The following is a 15,834-nucleotide window of genomic DNA, read 5'->3' on the forward strand; positions in this document are numbered from 1 at the left end:
ACCAGCATGGACTTAACCATTGCTGGCGGCCTTTTCTTCGGTTTCTTCCGTGAACCAGTGTTCACGGGCTTTCATGATCAGGGCATTGGCGTCACGAATGTTGATGACGTCCTCACCCAGAATTTCCACCAGCTCGTCACCGGCCAGATCGGCCAGATCGTCAAGGTTTTTCACGCCTTGTTCGGCCAGTTTCAGGATGTGTTCGGCCTTCAGACCTTCGAAGGTCATCAGATCGTCCTGAATACCCAGTTCGCGGCGTTTGGTTTCCAGTTCAACGCGCAGTTTTTCCAACCATGCGTTGGCACGGGCTTGCAATTCGCCGGCAACGTCTTCGTCGAAGCCTTCGATTGTGGCCAGTTCCGGAATCGGCGTTTCGCTGATTTCTTCGATGTTGATGAAGCCTTCGGCGACCAGCAGGTGCGCGATGACATCGTCAACGTCCAGAGCTTCCATGAACAGGCTGGAGCGTTTTTTGAATTCTTCGGCACGGCGTGCGGATTCTTCGGCCTCGGTCAGGATGTCGATATCCCAGCCGGTCAGCTGTGACGCCAGGCGCACGTTCTGGCCACGGCGACCAATCGCCAGGGACAGTTGCTCTTCCGGTACCACAACGTCCAGACGGTGTTTTTCTTCGTCCAGAACAACCTTTGCCACTTCGGCCGGGGCCAGAGCGTTCACAACGAATGTTGCGAAATCTTCGGACCAGGGCACGATGTCGATTTTTTCGCCTTGCAGTTCGCCAACAACGGCCTGAACACGGCTACCGCGCATACCAACGCACGCACCGACCGGGTCGATGCCGTTATCACGGGACCATACGGCGATTTTCGCGCGGGAACCCGGGTCACGGGCAACGGCTTTAATCTCGATCACGCCGTCATAAATTTCCGGCACTTCCTGTGTGAACAGTTTGGCCATGAATTCCGGACGTGCACGGGATACGAAAATCTGCGGGCCACGAACTTCTTGGCGTACATCGTAGATGTAGGCCCGAACGCGGTCGCCAACTTTCAGGTTTTCGCGCGGCAGGGATTCATCCCGGCGCAGCAAAGCCTCGGCACGGCCCAGGTCGATCGTGGTGTTGCCGTATTCGGACCGTTTCACGATACCGTTGATCATTTCGCCAACGCGGTCTTTGAACTCGGTAAACTGACGCTCACGCTCGGCATCACGGACTTTTTGGACGATGACCTGTTTCGCGGTCTGGGCGGCAATGCGGCCGAAATCCAGCGGCGGCAGGCTGTCGATCAGGAATTCACCAACCTGTGCGTCCGGCTTGATGCGTTGCGCTTCTTTCAGGGTCAGTTGCTTTGCTTCGTCTTCGATGGTCTCAACCACTTCGCGATAGCGTTTCAGCTCGATCTGGCCGGATTTGCGGTCGATGATCGCGCGGATATCGTGGTCGTAACCGTATTTGGAACGGCCAGCCTTTTGAATGGCTTCTTCCATCGCGACCAGAACGATATCACGGTCGATGTTTTTCTCGCGGGCAACGGCATCTGCAACTTGCAACAGTTCCATAGTTTTCCTCTTTTTGGCTTTGCCTGTTTAAACCAATTAACCTGTTTAGTGTGTATTCAATTAAACTGCTTTTTTGATGCGTTTCTGCATCGCTTCGATTAACTCGTCGTTCATGACCAATTTTGCTTTCGCGATACCGCTTAAGGGCAGGGCAATGCGGCCTTGATCTTCGGTTTCGAGGATGACTGCGCCATTCTCGATCCCTTGTGTTACGCCACGGAAACGTTTCTGTCCGTCAATCGGCATGTCCATTTCAATCTTGGTGTCCAGTCCGGCGAAATCGATAAAATCTTTTTCGCGGGTCAGTAAACGGTCAATGCCCGGTGAACTGACTTCCAGACGGTAGGCAGCGCTGATCGGATCTTCAACTTCCAGCAGCGCGTTGAGGGCGCGGCTGATGGCAGAGCAATCATCAACGCCGATCGTGCGGGTGGCCGGATCTTCGACCATGATCTGCAGGATTTGCATTCCGTCTTCGCTCAGCATGCGCACAGCGACCAGCTCGAAGCCTTTTTCGGCGATGACCGGTTCGATCAGTGCGGTAATTCGTTGTTCTTGCGGCGTTTGGCGCATCGTTTGTCCTTGTTGATTCCGGGCAACAAAAAAGGCGGGCTTTTTTGGGCCCACCCCTCTACTAACCTGGGATTTTGCAAGGGTTATAGGTCTGATTCCCCTGTTTGGCAAGATATTTTTGTGGGTTTTAGCGCCGTGAGGGCTTTGCCCCCCACCGCACCAGCTTGAGGTCAACGTGCAAGGCCCCGTGGGTCAGCATGTCGATGACCAGCAATCCTTGGGCGGCGGTGTCGAAAACAATCGAGATATTGTTGTCGTCCGCAGGCAGGGCGCGGGCCTTTAAAACGGCCAATTCGTCTTGTTCCAGAAGGTGATAGGGCAGACAGGCCAGCCCGATATTATGGGCCGGAACGGGTTTTCGCCCCTGACGGCGCAGACGGCTTGGGAACTGGGCTTGGGCTTGCGGCTGCCCGGTTTTCAGGAAAAACCCGTATTCCGGGTAATCAAAAACCTGTTCAGGCCGTGAATCAAAAGGTGGCGATGCCATGACGTTTGCTCGGTTACGCAGTGTACTTTACGTAATTCTAATATAACCAAGCTCAAGAACGCAAGAAAAATGCCTTTATATACAAAGGGATATGGTTGGATTTATGCCCGCTTGTACAGCAGATAGGTTTGCACCCGTCCGGCGGCGCGGCCCTTTTCTTCGTACCGTGTGGGGATCCAGCCTTCGGGCATGGTGTGCAGGTCCGCCGGATGGCCGGTCCAGGTAAAGGCCGGGTGGGCTTCGGCTTGATCACGCATCCATTCCGCCAGATCATCGACATCGGTGGCCATGATCAGCATGCCGCCAGGTTTTAAAACACGGGCAAAGCGGTTTAGATTTTCGGGGCTGATGATGCGGCGTTTGTAATGGCGTTTTTTCGGCCATGGGTCCGGGTTCAGGACGTAGATGCCATCCAGTGTTTGATCAGCCAGTGCATTGACAACCAAAATGGCATCATCCATCCACACGCGGACGTTGGCGGTGTCGTCGTCCTGAATATCTTTCAGGAAGGCGGACATGCCGTTGATAAAGGGCTCTGCGCCGATGAAGGCGGTGTCCGGGTGTTGGCGGTGCAGGGCGGCGACATGTTCGCCATTGCCAAAGCCAATTTCAAACCACATGCCGCCGGTAAAGGCGCGACCAAACAAATCCACATCGCGCAGGGATGCCGGTTTCAGGGCGTCGGGTTGAATCTGCAATTGCGGCAACAGGCTGTCCAGAACGCTGGCGCGTTCGGGTTTTAACGGGCGACCCTGACGGCGGCCATAAAGCCGGCGTTTATCACGGTCAACATCCGTATGCGGAATGGTCAGGTTTGTGTCGTTACGCTGTTTGTCTGTGCTCATGCGCCCAGTTTTTGGCGCAAAGCATCGACGAGGTCAATCTTTTCCCAACTAAAACCACCATCGGCGTCTGGTTCACGGCCAAAATGGCCATAAGCGGCAGTGCGGGCATAGATCGGACGGTTCAGGTGCAAATGTTCCCGGATGCCGCGCGGGCTCAGGTTCATCAATTCCTGCAGGGCGGCGGAAATGCGGGCTTCGTCCGCCAATCCGGTGCCATGGGTATCAACGTAAACGGACAGCGGTTTGGATACGCCGATCGCGTAGGACAGCTGGATCGTGCATTTATCGGCCAGACCTGCCGCCACCACGTTTTTGGCCAGATAGCGCGCAGCGTATGCGGCGGAACGGTCAACCTTCGTGGGGTCCTTCCCGGAGAATGCGCCGCCGCCATGCGGGGCCGATCCACCGTAAGTATCAACGATAATCTTGCGACCGGTCAGACCGGAATCACCAACCGGGCCACCAATCACGAAACGGCCCGTCGGGTTGACGTAGAATTCGCTTTCCGGGCACATCCAGCCTTCGGGCAGGACGTTCATCACATGCGGGCGCACCATTTCGCGGACATCAGCCTGTGACAGTTTTTCACTGTGCTGGGTCGATACGACAATCGATGTGGCGCGCACCGGCTTGCCATCGCGATATTCCAGCGTGACTTGTGATTTTGCATCCGGGCCCAGTTCGGCCAGCGTACCGGAATGGCGCGCTTCAGCCAGAGATTTCAGGATATTGTGGGAATAATGCAGGGCGGCTGGCATCAAGACCGGTGTTTCGGTGCAGGCATAACCGAACATAATGCCCTGGTCGCCCGCGCCTTCGTCCTTGTTTCCGGCAGCATCAACGCCAACGGCAATATCGGCGGATTGGCTGTGTACGCGCACATCGACGTTGACTGTGCGCCAGTCGAAGCCTTGTTGCTCATACCCAATATCGCGGATTTTGCGTTTGGCAATATCACGCAGGACGTCATGCGTAATATCCGACGGCCCGCGTGTTTCACCAACAATGATGACGCTGTCCGTGGTGACAACAGTTTCGATCGCCGTGCGTGCGTATGGATCGGATGTCAAATAGCGATCAACGATGGCATCGGAAATCTGGTCACAGATTTTGTCCGGGTGGCCTTCGGATACGGATTCACTGGTGAACAGGAAGTCCTTCAGCCGTGTATTGCCCTGTGGGTGAGTGTTTTCGTTTTGGGCGGGTTTCAGCATGGCTTGCTTTCTGAGTGAAAATGGGAACTTTAAAATGTGGGCAATAGGATACTCGCCATTGCAACAATTACAAGGTGATTGCCGTAGTTGTATGAAAAAAGCCGGGGGACTTCCCCCGGCTTTTTTAAAGAAATACTCAGAATTTCAGAGGATTACACCTCTTGATAAAACTCAACCATATTACGCAGTGCTTTCATGATGTTACGGCGGGCGTTTTCATCATCCAGCGTGTAGTACAGGCGAACCAGTTCCAGCGTTTCTTTGCGGCTGAGGATATCGCGATCATCCTCGAACCCCAGCTGCTCGCTCTCAGCCAATCCGGAGGCCAATGTTTTGGCGCGGCCTTTATCGCTGAAGCCTTCGAAGAAGTAGCTGACTGGAACGTCGAGTACGTGACAGGCCTGCCACAAGCGGCTAGCGCTGATCCGGTTGGTTCCGCGTTCGTATTTTTGCACCTGCTGGAAGGTCAGTCCCAGAGCATCGGCCAGTTTTTCCTGGCTGAACCCCAGAATGCCGCGGCGTTGGCGCAAGCGGGCACCAACATGGACATCGACGGGATCAGGGTTATCTGATCCGCCACCACGTCCACGACGAGGCGTAGGAAGTTTTTTAACCACCTTCTCCGCGCTTTTCTTTTCAGTTGTTATCTTTGCCATATGTTTTACCTGCTTTATTTCCGTCCCGAAAACATAATGCGATGATTTCGTGGATTAAGGAGCATTCTATAATATGAAATACCCCACAAGGATTTGCACAAAAGCACGCGGGATGCAAAGGCGCAACTAACCGGAAGTATTGGAAAGTCTTATTCTCTACCCCTTGGCGTACTTGCTCAAATAACGCTTATAAACGGCACCTTATTGCGCAGCACAATATTATTAAAATCAATAAAAAGATCACAGGGAGATATCTCCAGGCGACATAAAAAGGCGTCTCTGGTGATTTAGTGGGGAGAATCACATCAACACTGCCCGGTTTATCATATGGGATTTGGGTCAGGATACGACCATAGGGGTCAATGATCGCCGATATACCATTGTTGGCTGAACGCACGATCGGCAATCCTTCCTCGATCGCGCGGAACATTGTTTGTGCCAGATGTTGGTACGGGCCGGGGCTGTTGCCATACCACCCATCATTGGTGACGTTCACGATCCATGCGGGGCGATGATTTGCATCTGTAACTGCGCCCGGGAAAATGATTTCGTAACAGACCAGTGGGCTGAATGGTGGCACAGCAGATTCAAAGCCAGGCAGAGTAAGTGTCTGTGGTCCCGGGCCCGGCGTGAAGCCGGAGAATTGCACGAGCGGTGTGATGGACAGAATGGATTGCAACGGCATGTATTCACCAAACGGCACCAGATGCGCCTTATCAAACCGCGCCAACACCTGTAAATCCGGATCAAATGCGACCAGTGAATTGCCGTAGGATGGGGTTTCGTTCCCTTCGCGGATCAATATGCCGGTCAGCAAGAGGGGATTGCTTCCCATCAATTTCATCGATGATGCAATCGCCAGCCGTACATCGGGAATGGACATGAGCCGCGTGCTGATCGCCGTTTCCGGCCAGACGGCAACCACGGTGCGATCGGTCACAGGCGGATTGAGGGTGAGCCCATCAATCAGTTTTTGCAGATTGAGTGTTGTCTTCTCCGGATCCCATTTGTCCGCTTGCGGGATATTGGGTTGGATCAGGCGAATGATGGGCGCGTTCTCGGCAAACTGTGTCGGGTTTGTATGCAGGCGCATCGCGCCCCAGCCATACAAAGCCGCCATGGTGATGATGATAGAGAGTGATGCTGCTATCACGATGCGGCGCTCTGGTTTTGCAACCATCAAAAATCCGGGCAGGGCCGCCCAGGCCAATGTGATCAGGCTTAATCCGTACGGTCCCACCAGTGCCGCGATTTGTGCCATGGGCAATGTCCCTGCCCAGGCGTAGCCGTACAGGTTCCATGGAAACCCTGTCAGAATATGTCCGCGCGCATATTCGCCCGCAATCATCACGGCGCAGAAAAACGCAAACCCATCCCATTTTTTCAAGTTGGCGAAGCGCCAGATGATCCATGCCGACACGGCGGTAAACAACGCCAGTGCCATGGGCAGGCCAACAAGCGCCAGTGGCCAGACCCAGATAAAAGGATTTCCGGGGACCAGCAGGGCGTTGCTGATCCAGAACAAACCAAACAGGAAAAATCCAAAACCGAACGCCCAGCCGATGAAGGCCGCATCGCGCCATGTGCGGGCCCCGACCAACGTGATGAAAAACAGCGACAGGCAAGGGAAGAGGAGTGGCCACCATGATGTTGGTGCCATGGTCAATGCCATCAGCGACCCGGCCAGCCACGCCAATCCCGCCCGGGCAAAGACGGGCAGGGTGATCATGCGGTCAGCAATGGCGTGCAGGCGCGATAAAGTCATGCCCGGACAATAAAAGGGAAAAAACGATTGATCCAGAGGGGATCGCACACATCCGACGAATTATCAGTCGGATGTTGCCGCCGATTTGATATTTTTAACGCGCAGGCGTTTGACCCGGCGGGCATCGGCGTCCAAGATTTCAAAGACAATCCCGGATTCTTCGTGGGTCAGAATTTCGCCCCGGCTGGGCACGCGCCCCGCGATGGCAAAAACCAGACCGCCCAGCGTGTCGATGCTTTCGCGTTCTTCTTCAGTCATAAATTCACCGAAGCGTTCTTCGAATTCTTCAACATCATACCGCCCATCGGCAACGATGGACCCGTCGTGATTGACGGTCAGTGTCGGGTCGGTCCCCATTGTATTGTGTTCGTCTTCGACATCGCCAACAATGGCTTCGATAATGTCGCCAATGGTGACCAGTCCATCAATACCGCCAAATTCATCGACGACCAGCGCCATATGACGGCGTGTTTGTTTCATTTCCAGCAACAGGTCCAGAACATGCATGGACGGTGAAACAATCGGAACATCGCGAACCAGATTTTCCAGCACCAGCGGTTCTTTGCGCAAGGTGGTGCTCAGGATGTCTTTGATGTGCACGGTGCCGATAACATCGTCCAGAGATTCGCGAAATACCGGAAAGCGGCTGAATTGTTTTTCCGAGAGCAGGGAGAAAAGTTCAGATTCTGCTATGCCAATGTCGATGGCCACAATATCGACGCGGGGGATCATGACATCAACGGCGCGCATATCGCGCAAATCCAGCACGTTGGAGATCAGAGTGCGTTCGTGATTGGCAACGGACAAGCTGGCATCGTCTTGGGTGTTCGCAACGTACTCGGCCAGATCGTCGCGCAGATGCGCAGGGGCCTTGGTGGACCCCAGAAGGGATCGTATGTGCGTCAGGATTGATTTTTTCGGATCGCCAGACGGTTCATGACGGGAAGGGTGCGATCCGTATCCGGATGATCCTGTCCCGCCGGGTCTACTTCCGGATGGGTCGTTGTCGTCGTTTTGGGTCATTTCAAACATGGCCTTAATATATTATGCCACACTGCAACATGCTAGTCCCTATGCGTGCGGCGGTATGCTTAATCCCCACCGGGCAGAAGATAGGGGTTTTTTATCCCTAACTCATTGAGAATATTGATTTCCAGGGCTTCCATTTCGTCGGCGTCCTCATCCTCGATATGGTCATAACCCAGCAGGTGCAGGGTGCCGTGGACGATCAAATGGGTGAAATGGTCAGCAAAACTCTTGGCCTCATCTTCGGCTTCACGGATCAGGGTTTCCCGGGCGATGACCAGATCGCCCAGCGTGCAGGGAAGACCCGGCGTGGGGTATTCCCACCCGTCTTCCGTATCCTGCATGGCAAAGGACAGGATGTTCGTGGGCTTGTCCTTGCCGCGGTAATCGCGGTTCAGGATGCGAACGGATTCATCATCACTCAGCGTAATACTGATTTCGATGGATGGAACGCTGCCCTTGATTTCGGCAGCCACGGGGCAGGTGGAAAAAACGGCGTGAACGGTCCGTTCAATCACGGATTCATAATCGGGTAGATCCGTGTTCCAGCCGGGATTTTCCGATGTAATTTGCAGATCGATCATGATGGTCGTTTAACGCGCGCCGCCCCGTCCGTCATGACGGTCATAGGCCGTGACGATTTTAGCGACCAGGTCACTGCGCACCACGTCCTTGGACCCGAAACGGATCAACCCGACCTCGGGCAGATCATGCAGAATATCCATCGCTTGGAGCAGGCCCGATGTTTCCCCGCTGGGCAGGTCAATCTGTGTCGGGTCGCCCGTAATCACCATGCGTGAACCTTCACCCAAGCGGGTCAGGAACATTTTCATCTGCATCGCGGTGGTGTTCTGCGCCTCGTCCAGAATGACGAAGGCACGGTTCAGTGTGCGTCCGCGCATAAAGGCCAGCGGCGCAATCTCAATATCCTTGGACAGGATGCGTTTTTCTGCCTTTTCCGCGCCCATTGTGTCGTACAGCGCGTCATAAAGCGGGCGCAGATAGGGATCAATCTTTTCCTTCAAATCACCGGGCAGGAAGCCCAGACGCTCCCCAGCCTCTACCGCCGGGCGGGACAGGATAATGCGTTCCACTTTTTCCTGTTCAAACAACGACACGGCCTGTGCCACAGCCAGATAGGTTTTCCCCGTACCGGCGGGACCGATGCCGAACACGGCTTCGTGTTTTTGCATGGCTTCGATATAGGCCGCCTGAACCGGGCCGCGCGGGGCAATGGTCTTTTTGCGCGTGACAATCTGGCCCTTGGTTTCGATCAGCTCTTTCAAATTGGTTGGCGTGCTGGATGTCATGGGTTTTCCATCTTTGTGGTGATCGGTTTTGCGGCGTTGGTGATGGTGTTGCGGGGCGGAACGTTGTTCCTCCGCATGCTCGTCGGAAAAGCGCAAGGCGGCACTGACCGTGTGAATATCCACGTCTTCGCCGCGTTTCAACTTGCCCCACATTAAATTCAGGATTTCGCGGCCCAGCGCGATTTTTTCAATGTCGCCGATCAAGGTGATTTCATTGCCGCGGCTGATGATCTCCAGCCCCAGGGCCTGTTCCAGAAACGACAAATTCTCATTCTGCCCGCCGAAGAGGGCTGGCAGCAGGCGGTTATCATTGAAAACCAGATGGTCGTGTTCGATTTGCGTGGTTATAAGCGCTCTCCGTTACTCTGTCCCCAATTATAGCACAAGTAATTGTAAGGATAAGATTAATTAGGGCGGCGCAGCAAAAAACCCCGACTTTTGGCCGGGGTTTTTGTATGAAATATGCTGTGTTCTTACGGTTTCGGGGCCGGAGTGGCTTCGCGGATCACTTGGCCGGCTGTGTTGGCCTGTTCTTTATGACCTTCCAGTTCCGGGATCGGCAGATCGTCACCACGTTCCATCATTTTCAGGATCAGTGGGTGGCGTTTGCAATCGGTTTTCGGAACTTGGACCTGACCAATTTCACGGTCATAGGCCGGGTTGGAGAAGCGCTCCATATAAGCGGTGAAGGCCGTGCGTTTCTGATCCGTCCGGTCGTTCTGCGCATCATCACCCATGTAGATGAAGGTGGAGCCTTTACCAATACGGGTAAAGGATGTGCGCAATTGACGGGCGGATGCGTTCTGGCATTCGTCCAGCAGGTAGTACGAATATTTGTATGTACGGCCGCGGTTAAATGCGTGCGGCGCAATTTCCAGCACACCTGCCTGCATCAAACGTTCACGCAACGGCTTGCCGATCAGTTCGTCAATGGTTTCAACCATTGGGCGCACGTGCGGCATCATTTTTTCATTCAGGTCGCCGGGCAGAAAACCAATTTCTTCGTCGGCTGTCACCGCCGGGGTGGCCAGGCAGATCCGGTCAATTTTACCTTGGGCCAAAGCTTCCAGCGCCATATAGGTGCTGAACAATGTTTTTCCTGTACCGGCCTTGCCGTTGACGAAAACCATGTCCTTGTTGCGGGCTTCGTGCATGATTTTCTTTTGGGCCGGGGTCGGCGTGATATCTTCGCGCCCCAGTTTGAAGGAACCACCATCAAAAGTCGGCAGAGCGCGCTCAACAGCGGCTTGGGCCTCGGCAATGGTCATGGTGCGGTTGGCGTTGTCGTTGGATGCACCGCCAGCTTCGTTGAATTGATCTTGTGCGGCGTTTTTCCCTTTACCGCGACCATTCCCTTTGCCGGTGCTGTTCGCGTTGCGTGCGCCTTGTGTAGGTCCCTGTACCATTTTTTTTCTCGCTTTCCTGCGGGTTTCCAGCCCGGTGTGATCCGGGTATGGGTACCGTTTTTATGTGAAGAAGGTCAATAAATGCAAGAAATTACTGGGCCAGTTCCCCGGTAATCGATGTTGCGGTTGCGTCATTGACCCGAACTTGGGCGATTTGGCCGAAATATTGGGCCGGGGCCATGACGTGCATGGGCTGGTTCCATGGGGTTCGGCCATAAAGCTGGCCGTCCTTGCGGCCACGCCCGTCGAACAGCACGGGAACGGTCTGGCCGATCATGGCGGTGTTAAATTCGCGTTGCTGCTCCATCAACAAGGCCTGCAGGCGTTGCAGCCGTTCATCCATAATGGCGTCGTGGACCAACCCCTGCATATTCGCCGCCGGGGTGCCCGGGCGGGCGGAGTATTTAAAGCTGTAGGCCGACATGTAACGCACATCGCGGACCAATTGCATCGTGGCTTCGAAATCGGCCTCTGTCTCGCCGGGGAAGCCGACGATGAAGTCGGATGAGAACGCAATGTCCGGTCGGGCCGCGCGCAGCTTGGCAATAATTTCGCGGTAATGATCCGCCGTGTGCTTGCGGTTCATGCTTTTCAAAATCGCATCCGACCCGCTTTGTACCGGTAGGTGCATGAACGGCATCAGGGCGGGCACGTCGCGGTGTGCATCGATCAAATCCTGATCCACGTCGCGCGGGTGGGATGTCATGTAGCGAATACGTTCCACGCCATCAATGTCACCCAGCGCTTGAATCAAACGGCCCAGTGACCATGTTGATCCATCGGCGGCTTCGCCGTGATAGGCGTTGACGTTCTGGCCCAGCAACGTGATGTCCTTGACCCCGCGATCACGCAGCGTTTTGGCTTCATCCAGAATTTTCTCTGCCGGGCGGGAATATTCCGCACCGCGTGTATAGGGCACGACGCAGAAGGTGCAGAATTTGTCGCACCCTTCCTGAATGGATACAAAAGCCGACGGGCCGTCCTGCGTCACATGGTCGACGGGCAGGGAGTCGAATTTGGATTCAACCGGGAAGTCGGTGTTGACCACGCGTTCGCCCAGCGCCCGTACAACCATTTCCGGCAATTCGTGATAGGTCTGCGGTCCAAAAACCAGATCGACATAGGGCGCGCGATCCATGATCAATTCGCCTTCGGCCTGGGCCACGCATCCGGCGACGGCGACCAGTGTTTTCTTGCCGGATTTGGCGCGCTCGTCCTTGTGGTCGCGCATACGACCCAGATCGGAGAAGACCTTGTCGGTCGCTTTTTCACGGATATGACAGGTGTTCAAAATGACCATATCGGCGTCATCCGGCGTATCCACCGCGCGGTAGCCCAGCGGGTGCAGGATGTCGGCCATCCGGTGGCTGTCATAGACATTCATCTGACAGCCCCAGGTTTTGATAAACAGTTTTTTTGTCGCGTTTTCGGTCATGGCGGGGTTTTAACCATGAAAGCGGCGGGGAGGCAAGGTTCTCCCCTATTCTTTATTTACGTAATGTTAAGGACTGGGCCGTAGACTGTGGGGGAGTTTACATCTGGGGGCGGCATTGGGAAGTTTATCCAGCTATGCAAAAGACTGTTTCAAAGGGGGGGCTGTTCAGGCCGTCTTTGAAAACCCCGGCTCGGTCCGTCAGGGGCCCGTCGTCAATGATGCGGCGTCCGTCAAGACCGTCCAGACCATGCTGAACGACACGGTTGGCGCTGTGCGGGCCGATGGCATGTGGGGCACGGGGACCAGCACCGCTTTTTACCAGAAAATGACCAGCATTCAGGAACAAAACGGCTTGCCCGCCACCGGTCAATATGACGTGGCGACGGCTCAGGCCATGCGCGACAGCGGCATGGTGAAAGAAGCCGACGCACTAGACAAGATGCAGCAAAACGGTGTTTTGCAACGGGTTTATAATCCCAAACTGGCGCAGATGGTGGGGAACTGCACCATGCCGGTCGTCGCGGAGCCGGATGTGGCGGCAAAGGCCCAGCAAAACAATACGCCGGAACATGCGTCAGGGACCACGATGGACGCGCTGAAAGGCGCGGTCAGGAATATTCAGGGTGCCATGGGCATGACCCAGACGGGCGATCTGGACATTGAAACACAACGGTCGATCGAGGGACGTATCCGCAACGCCCAGCAACAGGCCGGATTGCCGCAAACCGGGCAATATAATGAACAAACCGCCATCGCCATGCGGGCGTCGCCGGAGCATAGTGCGCTGGCCACAGCGTTTGACGACGCCAAGGTGGCCTTGGCTGGGGGCGTGTCGAACCCGGCGGCCACGGACGCGTTGCCGGGCAAATCGGAACATACGGTGGTCAAAGGTGGAATTGAGACTGCACCGCTGAAACCATCGTTCTTTGAAGCTGTCACCAACTTCGGATCACAGGCGCTGGATGTCCTGCGCGGCACGCCGACACAGTCCGTAGAAAATGCGGGTCCGGCGCAGGAGCAGCGTCAATCCATGCCGATGATGATGCCGTAAGGCGTGCGGGACGTGGTGTGCGTTTTTCCTTTGGCCCTGAAAATCAAACGGCCGCCAGATTTCTCTGGCAGCCGGGGAGTTAAGAACTGTCCTAAATACGGCGCAGCGTATTCACGCAAGCGCTATCACATTTCGCCTCCTCCCCGACCATAGGTTGAGCGGTAACATCAAAAATCGGCCTGATGTTTGGTTGGCTGTCTTGTGACAAGCGTAGGGGGGTGACGCGGGGGCACAAGAGTTCTGGACTATATTCCTAATTCCGGGGTTGCTTCCACAATCCCCCTTGCCCATATCCATGGAATACCGTTAAAGACTCAGGTGAACGGTAACGGTTTAATGGATGGTGGGCGCATGCGCGTTTTTGGTTTTGGTGTGATGGTGTTTGCGGCCTTGATGCTGGCCATGCCGGTGGCACAGGCGGCGGGTAAAAATTGCTATACGCAGGCGGAAGCCGAAGCAGAACAAGCCATTCGTATTCATAGCGAATTGATGGTGATTGGCCTGAATTGCCAGCATATGACCCCGGCGGGGCAGAAAAACCTGTATCAGGCATACCGCGAGTTCACCGACAAAAATGTGGGTCTGTTCGCATCGTATGAATCAACATTGTTGAATTATTTCAAGCGCACCGGTGCCCGTGATGCCGAGGCTGAAATTAACTCCCTGCGCACGGCATTCGCGAACAAGATTTCGCTGGATGCGGCAAAGATGCGCCCGGACCTGTTCTGCAACCACTATATGCCGCGTATTCAAAAGGCATCGGTGATGGGGCGCAGTGATATTCAGAAATGGGCGGCCACCTTCTTCCCGTCCCACCCGGTATCCCACCCGATTTGCGGGCAATAAGTTTCTTTACCCTGTGAATTAAATGCCCGGGTGGCTTGTTCCCGGCCCTTTCACGCGCCTATCCTGTACGGATTAGGTCAAGTGATTCAGTTTGATAAACAGGGAATTATAAGAAAATGACGGCACACGCCCCCTCCGGGATCGACAAAATGATCGACTCCGCTTTCGTCGGACTGGCCGATTTCTTTGATAAAACACTCTTTTATGGGCTGAAATTCGACCTTCCCGGCGCTGCGGGCGAAATGGTGACGAAGGAAGCGCCGCTGATCCTGATCTGGCTGGTCATGGCGGGCGTCATTTTTACCCTGTATTTCCGTTTTGTGAATTTGCGCCTGTTCAAGCACAGCTTTGACGTTGTGTCCGGCAAGTTCGAGGAACCGGGCGCGCCGGGCCAAACCACCAATTTTCAGGCGTTGATGGCGTCGTTGGCCGGAACGGTCGGGCTCGGCAACATTGCCGGGGTGGCCGTGGCCGTGTCCGTCGGTGGGCCGGGTGCTGTGTTCTGGATGGTGGTGATGGGCTTCATCGGCATGTCCACGAAATTTATCGAGGTTGCAGCCGGGGTGAAATATCGCCGTGTCTTCATCAATGAAGAGGGCAAAACCGACATCTCCGGCGGGCCGATGTATTACCTGCAGGATATTTTCAGCGCGCGCGGCCTGCCCGCCGTGGGGAAATTTCTGGCGATTGTGTTTGCCATCTTCTGCATCGGCGGATCGCTGGGCGGGGGCAACATGTTCCAGGCCAACCAGACCTTCATCCAATTCGTGAACGCCACGGGCGGGCCGGAAGCCAGCGTGCTGGCGGGGCAAGGCTGGCTGTTCGGGCTGGGGCTGGCCATTTTGACCGGGATCGTGATTATCGGCGGCATTCGGTCCATCGCCAACGTATCGGCCCGCCTGGTGCCGATGATGGCGCTGCTGTACGTGATCGCGGGATTGTTTGTGATCCTTATGAATTATCAGCATATTCCGGCGGCCTTATGGTCGATTATCCATGATGCCTTTACCCCCGCGGCGGGGCTGGGGGCTGTGGTTGGCGGGTTGCTGATCGGGGTGCAACGAGCGTCGTTTTCGAACGAAGCGGGGCTGGGTTCTGCGTCCATTATCCAAAGCACGGCGCGCACCAACGAGCCCATTCGCCAAGGTCTGGCGGGCATGATGGGGCCGTTTTTGGATACGATTGTGATTTGTTCCGTCACCGCCTTAGTCATCACCATTTCCGGTGTGTATGAAGGCGGGCAGGGCATGCAGGGCATTACCCTGACGGCCAAGGCGTTCTCAACGGCCATTCCGTTTGCGGATCATTTCTTGGCCTTGTGCGTCTTCCTGTTCGCGTTTTCGACCATGATCGGGTGGGGGTATCTGGGGGTAAAGGCGTCGACCTTTATCTTTGGCGAACACATCCTTGTTGAAAATGCGTTCAAGTTGATTTTCTGCGGGTTCATTATTATCGGTTGCGCTTCGGACCTCAGCAACGTGATCCGGTTTACGGACTCGCTGATCCTGTCCATGGCCATTCCGAACATCATCGGCCTGTACATCATGGCACCGGAGATTAAGAAAGACTTGCAAGCCTATCTGGCTGCAGGAAAACATCGCCGCGTGAAGGGTGAGGGTGTGGTGCAGGCAGCGGAATAGCCACTGTTTCCATATCTAATCCAAAATGCCGTGCATAAGTCGGGGGATGAAGGGGTAAA

15 protein-coding genes are annotated in these 15,834 nt (G+C 55.1%); 3 read left to right on the plus strand and 12 right to left on the minus strand.

Features of this window, described 5'->3' with window-relative positions; translation table 11 throughout:
- Positions 1 to 12: 12 nt before the first annotated feature.
- From nusA to miaB, 12 genes are all read right to left on the minus strand, one after another.
- Positions 13 to 1,521, minus strand: coding sequence for a transcription termination factor NusA (gene nusA, locus MICA_RS05240; RefSeq protein WP_014102665.1), 1,509 nt, complete (start codon positions 1,519 to 1,521; stop codon positions 13 to 15).
- Between the two features lie 60 nt (positions 1,522 to 1,581).
- A complete protein-coding gene (locus MICA_RS05245; RefSeq protein ID WP_014102666.1) occupies positions 1,582 to 2,094 on the minus strand; it encodes a ribosome maturation factor RimP in 513 nt (170 codons plus the stop codon).
- Between the two features lie 127 nt (positions 2,095 to 2,221).
- On the minus strand, positions 2,222 to 2,581 hold the full coding sequence (locus tag MICA_RS05250; RefSeq protein WP_014102667.1) for a hypothetical protein: 360 nt from the start codon (positions 2,579 to 2,581) through the stop codon (positions 2,222 to 2,224).
- A 101-nt stretch (positions 2,582 to 2,682) separates the two neighbouring features.
- Positions 2,683 to 3,426 (minus strand): tRNA (guanosine(46)-N7)-methyltransferase TrmB, encoded by a 744-nt coding sequence (gene trmB, locus MICA_RS05255; protein ID WP_014102668.1) that lies wholly within the window; start codon positions 3,424 to 3,426, stop codon positions 2,683 to 2,685.
- On the minus strand, positions 3,423 to 4,640 hold the full coding sequence (gene metK, locus MICA_RS05260; RefSeq protein ID WP_014102669.1) for a methionine adenosyltransferase: 1,218 nt from the start codon (positions 4,638 to 4,640) through the stop codon (positions 3,423 to 3,425). Before metK ends, trmB begins: the two co-directional genes overlap by 4 nt.
- Positions 4,641 to 4,792: 152 nt before the next feature.
- Positions 4,793 to 5,296 (minus strand): helix-turn-helix domain-containing protein, encoded by a 504-nt coding sequence (locus MICA_RS05265; protein ID WP_014102670.1) that lies wholly within the window; start codon positions 5,294 to 5,296, stop codon positions 4,793 to 4,795.
- Positions 5,297 to 5,483: 187 nt separating this feature from the next.
- Complete coding sequence (gene lnt, locus MICA_RS05270; protein ID WP_014102671.1) at positions 5,484 to 7,061, minus strand: apolipoprotein N-acyltransferase; 1,578 nt, start codon at positions 7,059 to 7,061, stop codon at positions 5,484 to 5,486.
- A 63-nt stretch (positions 7,062 to 7,124) separates the two neighbouring features.
- Positions 7,125 to 8,084, minus strand: coding sequence for a hemolysin family protein (locus tag MICA_RS05275; protein ID WP_014102672.1), 960 nt, complete (start codon positions 8,082 to 8,084; stop codon positions 7,125 to 7,127).
- A 68-nt stretch (positions 8,085 to 8,152) separates the two neighbouring features.
- On the minus strand, positions 8,153 to 8,671 hold the full coding sequence (gene ybeY / locus MICA_RS05280; protein ID WP_014102673.1) for an rRNA maturation RNase YbeY: 519 nt from the start codon (positions 8,669 to 8,671) through the stop codon (positions 8,153 to 8,155).
- Positions 8,672 to 8,680: 9 nt separating this feature from the next.
- Positions 8,681 to 9,661: a PhoH family protein gene (locus MICA_RS05285; protein ID WP_014102674.1), complete on the minus strand. Its 981-nt coding sequence runs from the start codon at positions 9,659 to 9,661 to the stop codon at positions 8,681 to 8,683.
- A 209-nt stretch (positions 9,662 to 9,870) separates the two neighbouring features.
- Positions 9,871 to 10,803: a PhoH family protein gene (locus MICA_RS05290; RefSeq protein WP_014102675.1), complete on the minus strand. Its 933-nt coding sequence runs from the start codon at positions 10,801 to 10,803 to the stop codon at positions 9,871 to 9,873.
- A gap of 91 nt (positions 10,804 to 10,894) precedes the next feature.
- Entirely contained in the window at positions 10,895 to 12,238 is a 1,344-nt protein-coding gene (gene miaB, locus MICA_RS05295) for a tRNA (N6-isopentenyl adenosine(37)-C2)-methylthiotransferase MiaB (RefSeq protein WP_041793836.1), read from the minus strand.
- A gap of 115 nt (positions 12,239 to 12,353) precedes the next feature.
- On the opposite strand from miaB, the gene MICA_RS05300 reads away from it, so the two are divergent.
- The 3 genes from MICA_RS05300 (at position 12,354) to MICA_RS05310 (ending at position 15,775) form a co-directional block, all read left to right on the plus strand.
- Positions 12,354 to 13,289 carry a peptidoglycan-binding domain-containing protein gene (locus MICA_RS05300; RefSeq protein ID WP_014102677.1) on the plus strand — a complete coding sequence of 312 codons (936 nt, stop codon included), beginning with the start codon at positions 12,354 to 12,356 and terminating at the stop codon, positions 13,287 to 13,289.
- Between the two features lie 351 nt (positions 13,290 to 13,640).
- Positions 13,641 to 14,135 (plus strand): hypothetical protein, encoded by a 495-nt coding sequence (locus MICA_RS05305; protein WP_014102678.1) that lies wholly within the window; start codon positions 13,641 to 13,643, stop codon positions 14,133 to 14,135.
- Between the two features lie 116 nt (positions 14,136 to 14,251).
- The gene (locus MICA_RS05310) at positions 14,252 to 15,775 is read left to right on the plus strand and encodes an alanine/glycine:cation symporter family protein (RefSeq protein WP_014102679.1); all 1,524 of its coding nucleotides are present in this window, start codon (positions 14,252 to 14,254) and stop codon (positions 15,773 to 15,775) included.
- Positions 15,776 to 15,834: the final 59 nt, after the last annotated feature.

Origin of the sequence: Micavibrio aeruginosavorus ARL-13 (assembly GCF_000226315.1) — a bacterium.
GTDB lineage: Bacteria > Pseudomonadota > Alphaproteobacteria > Micavibrionales > Micavibrionaceae > Micavibrio > Micavibrio aeruginosavorus_B.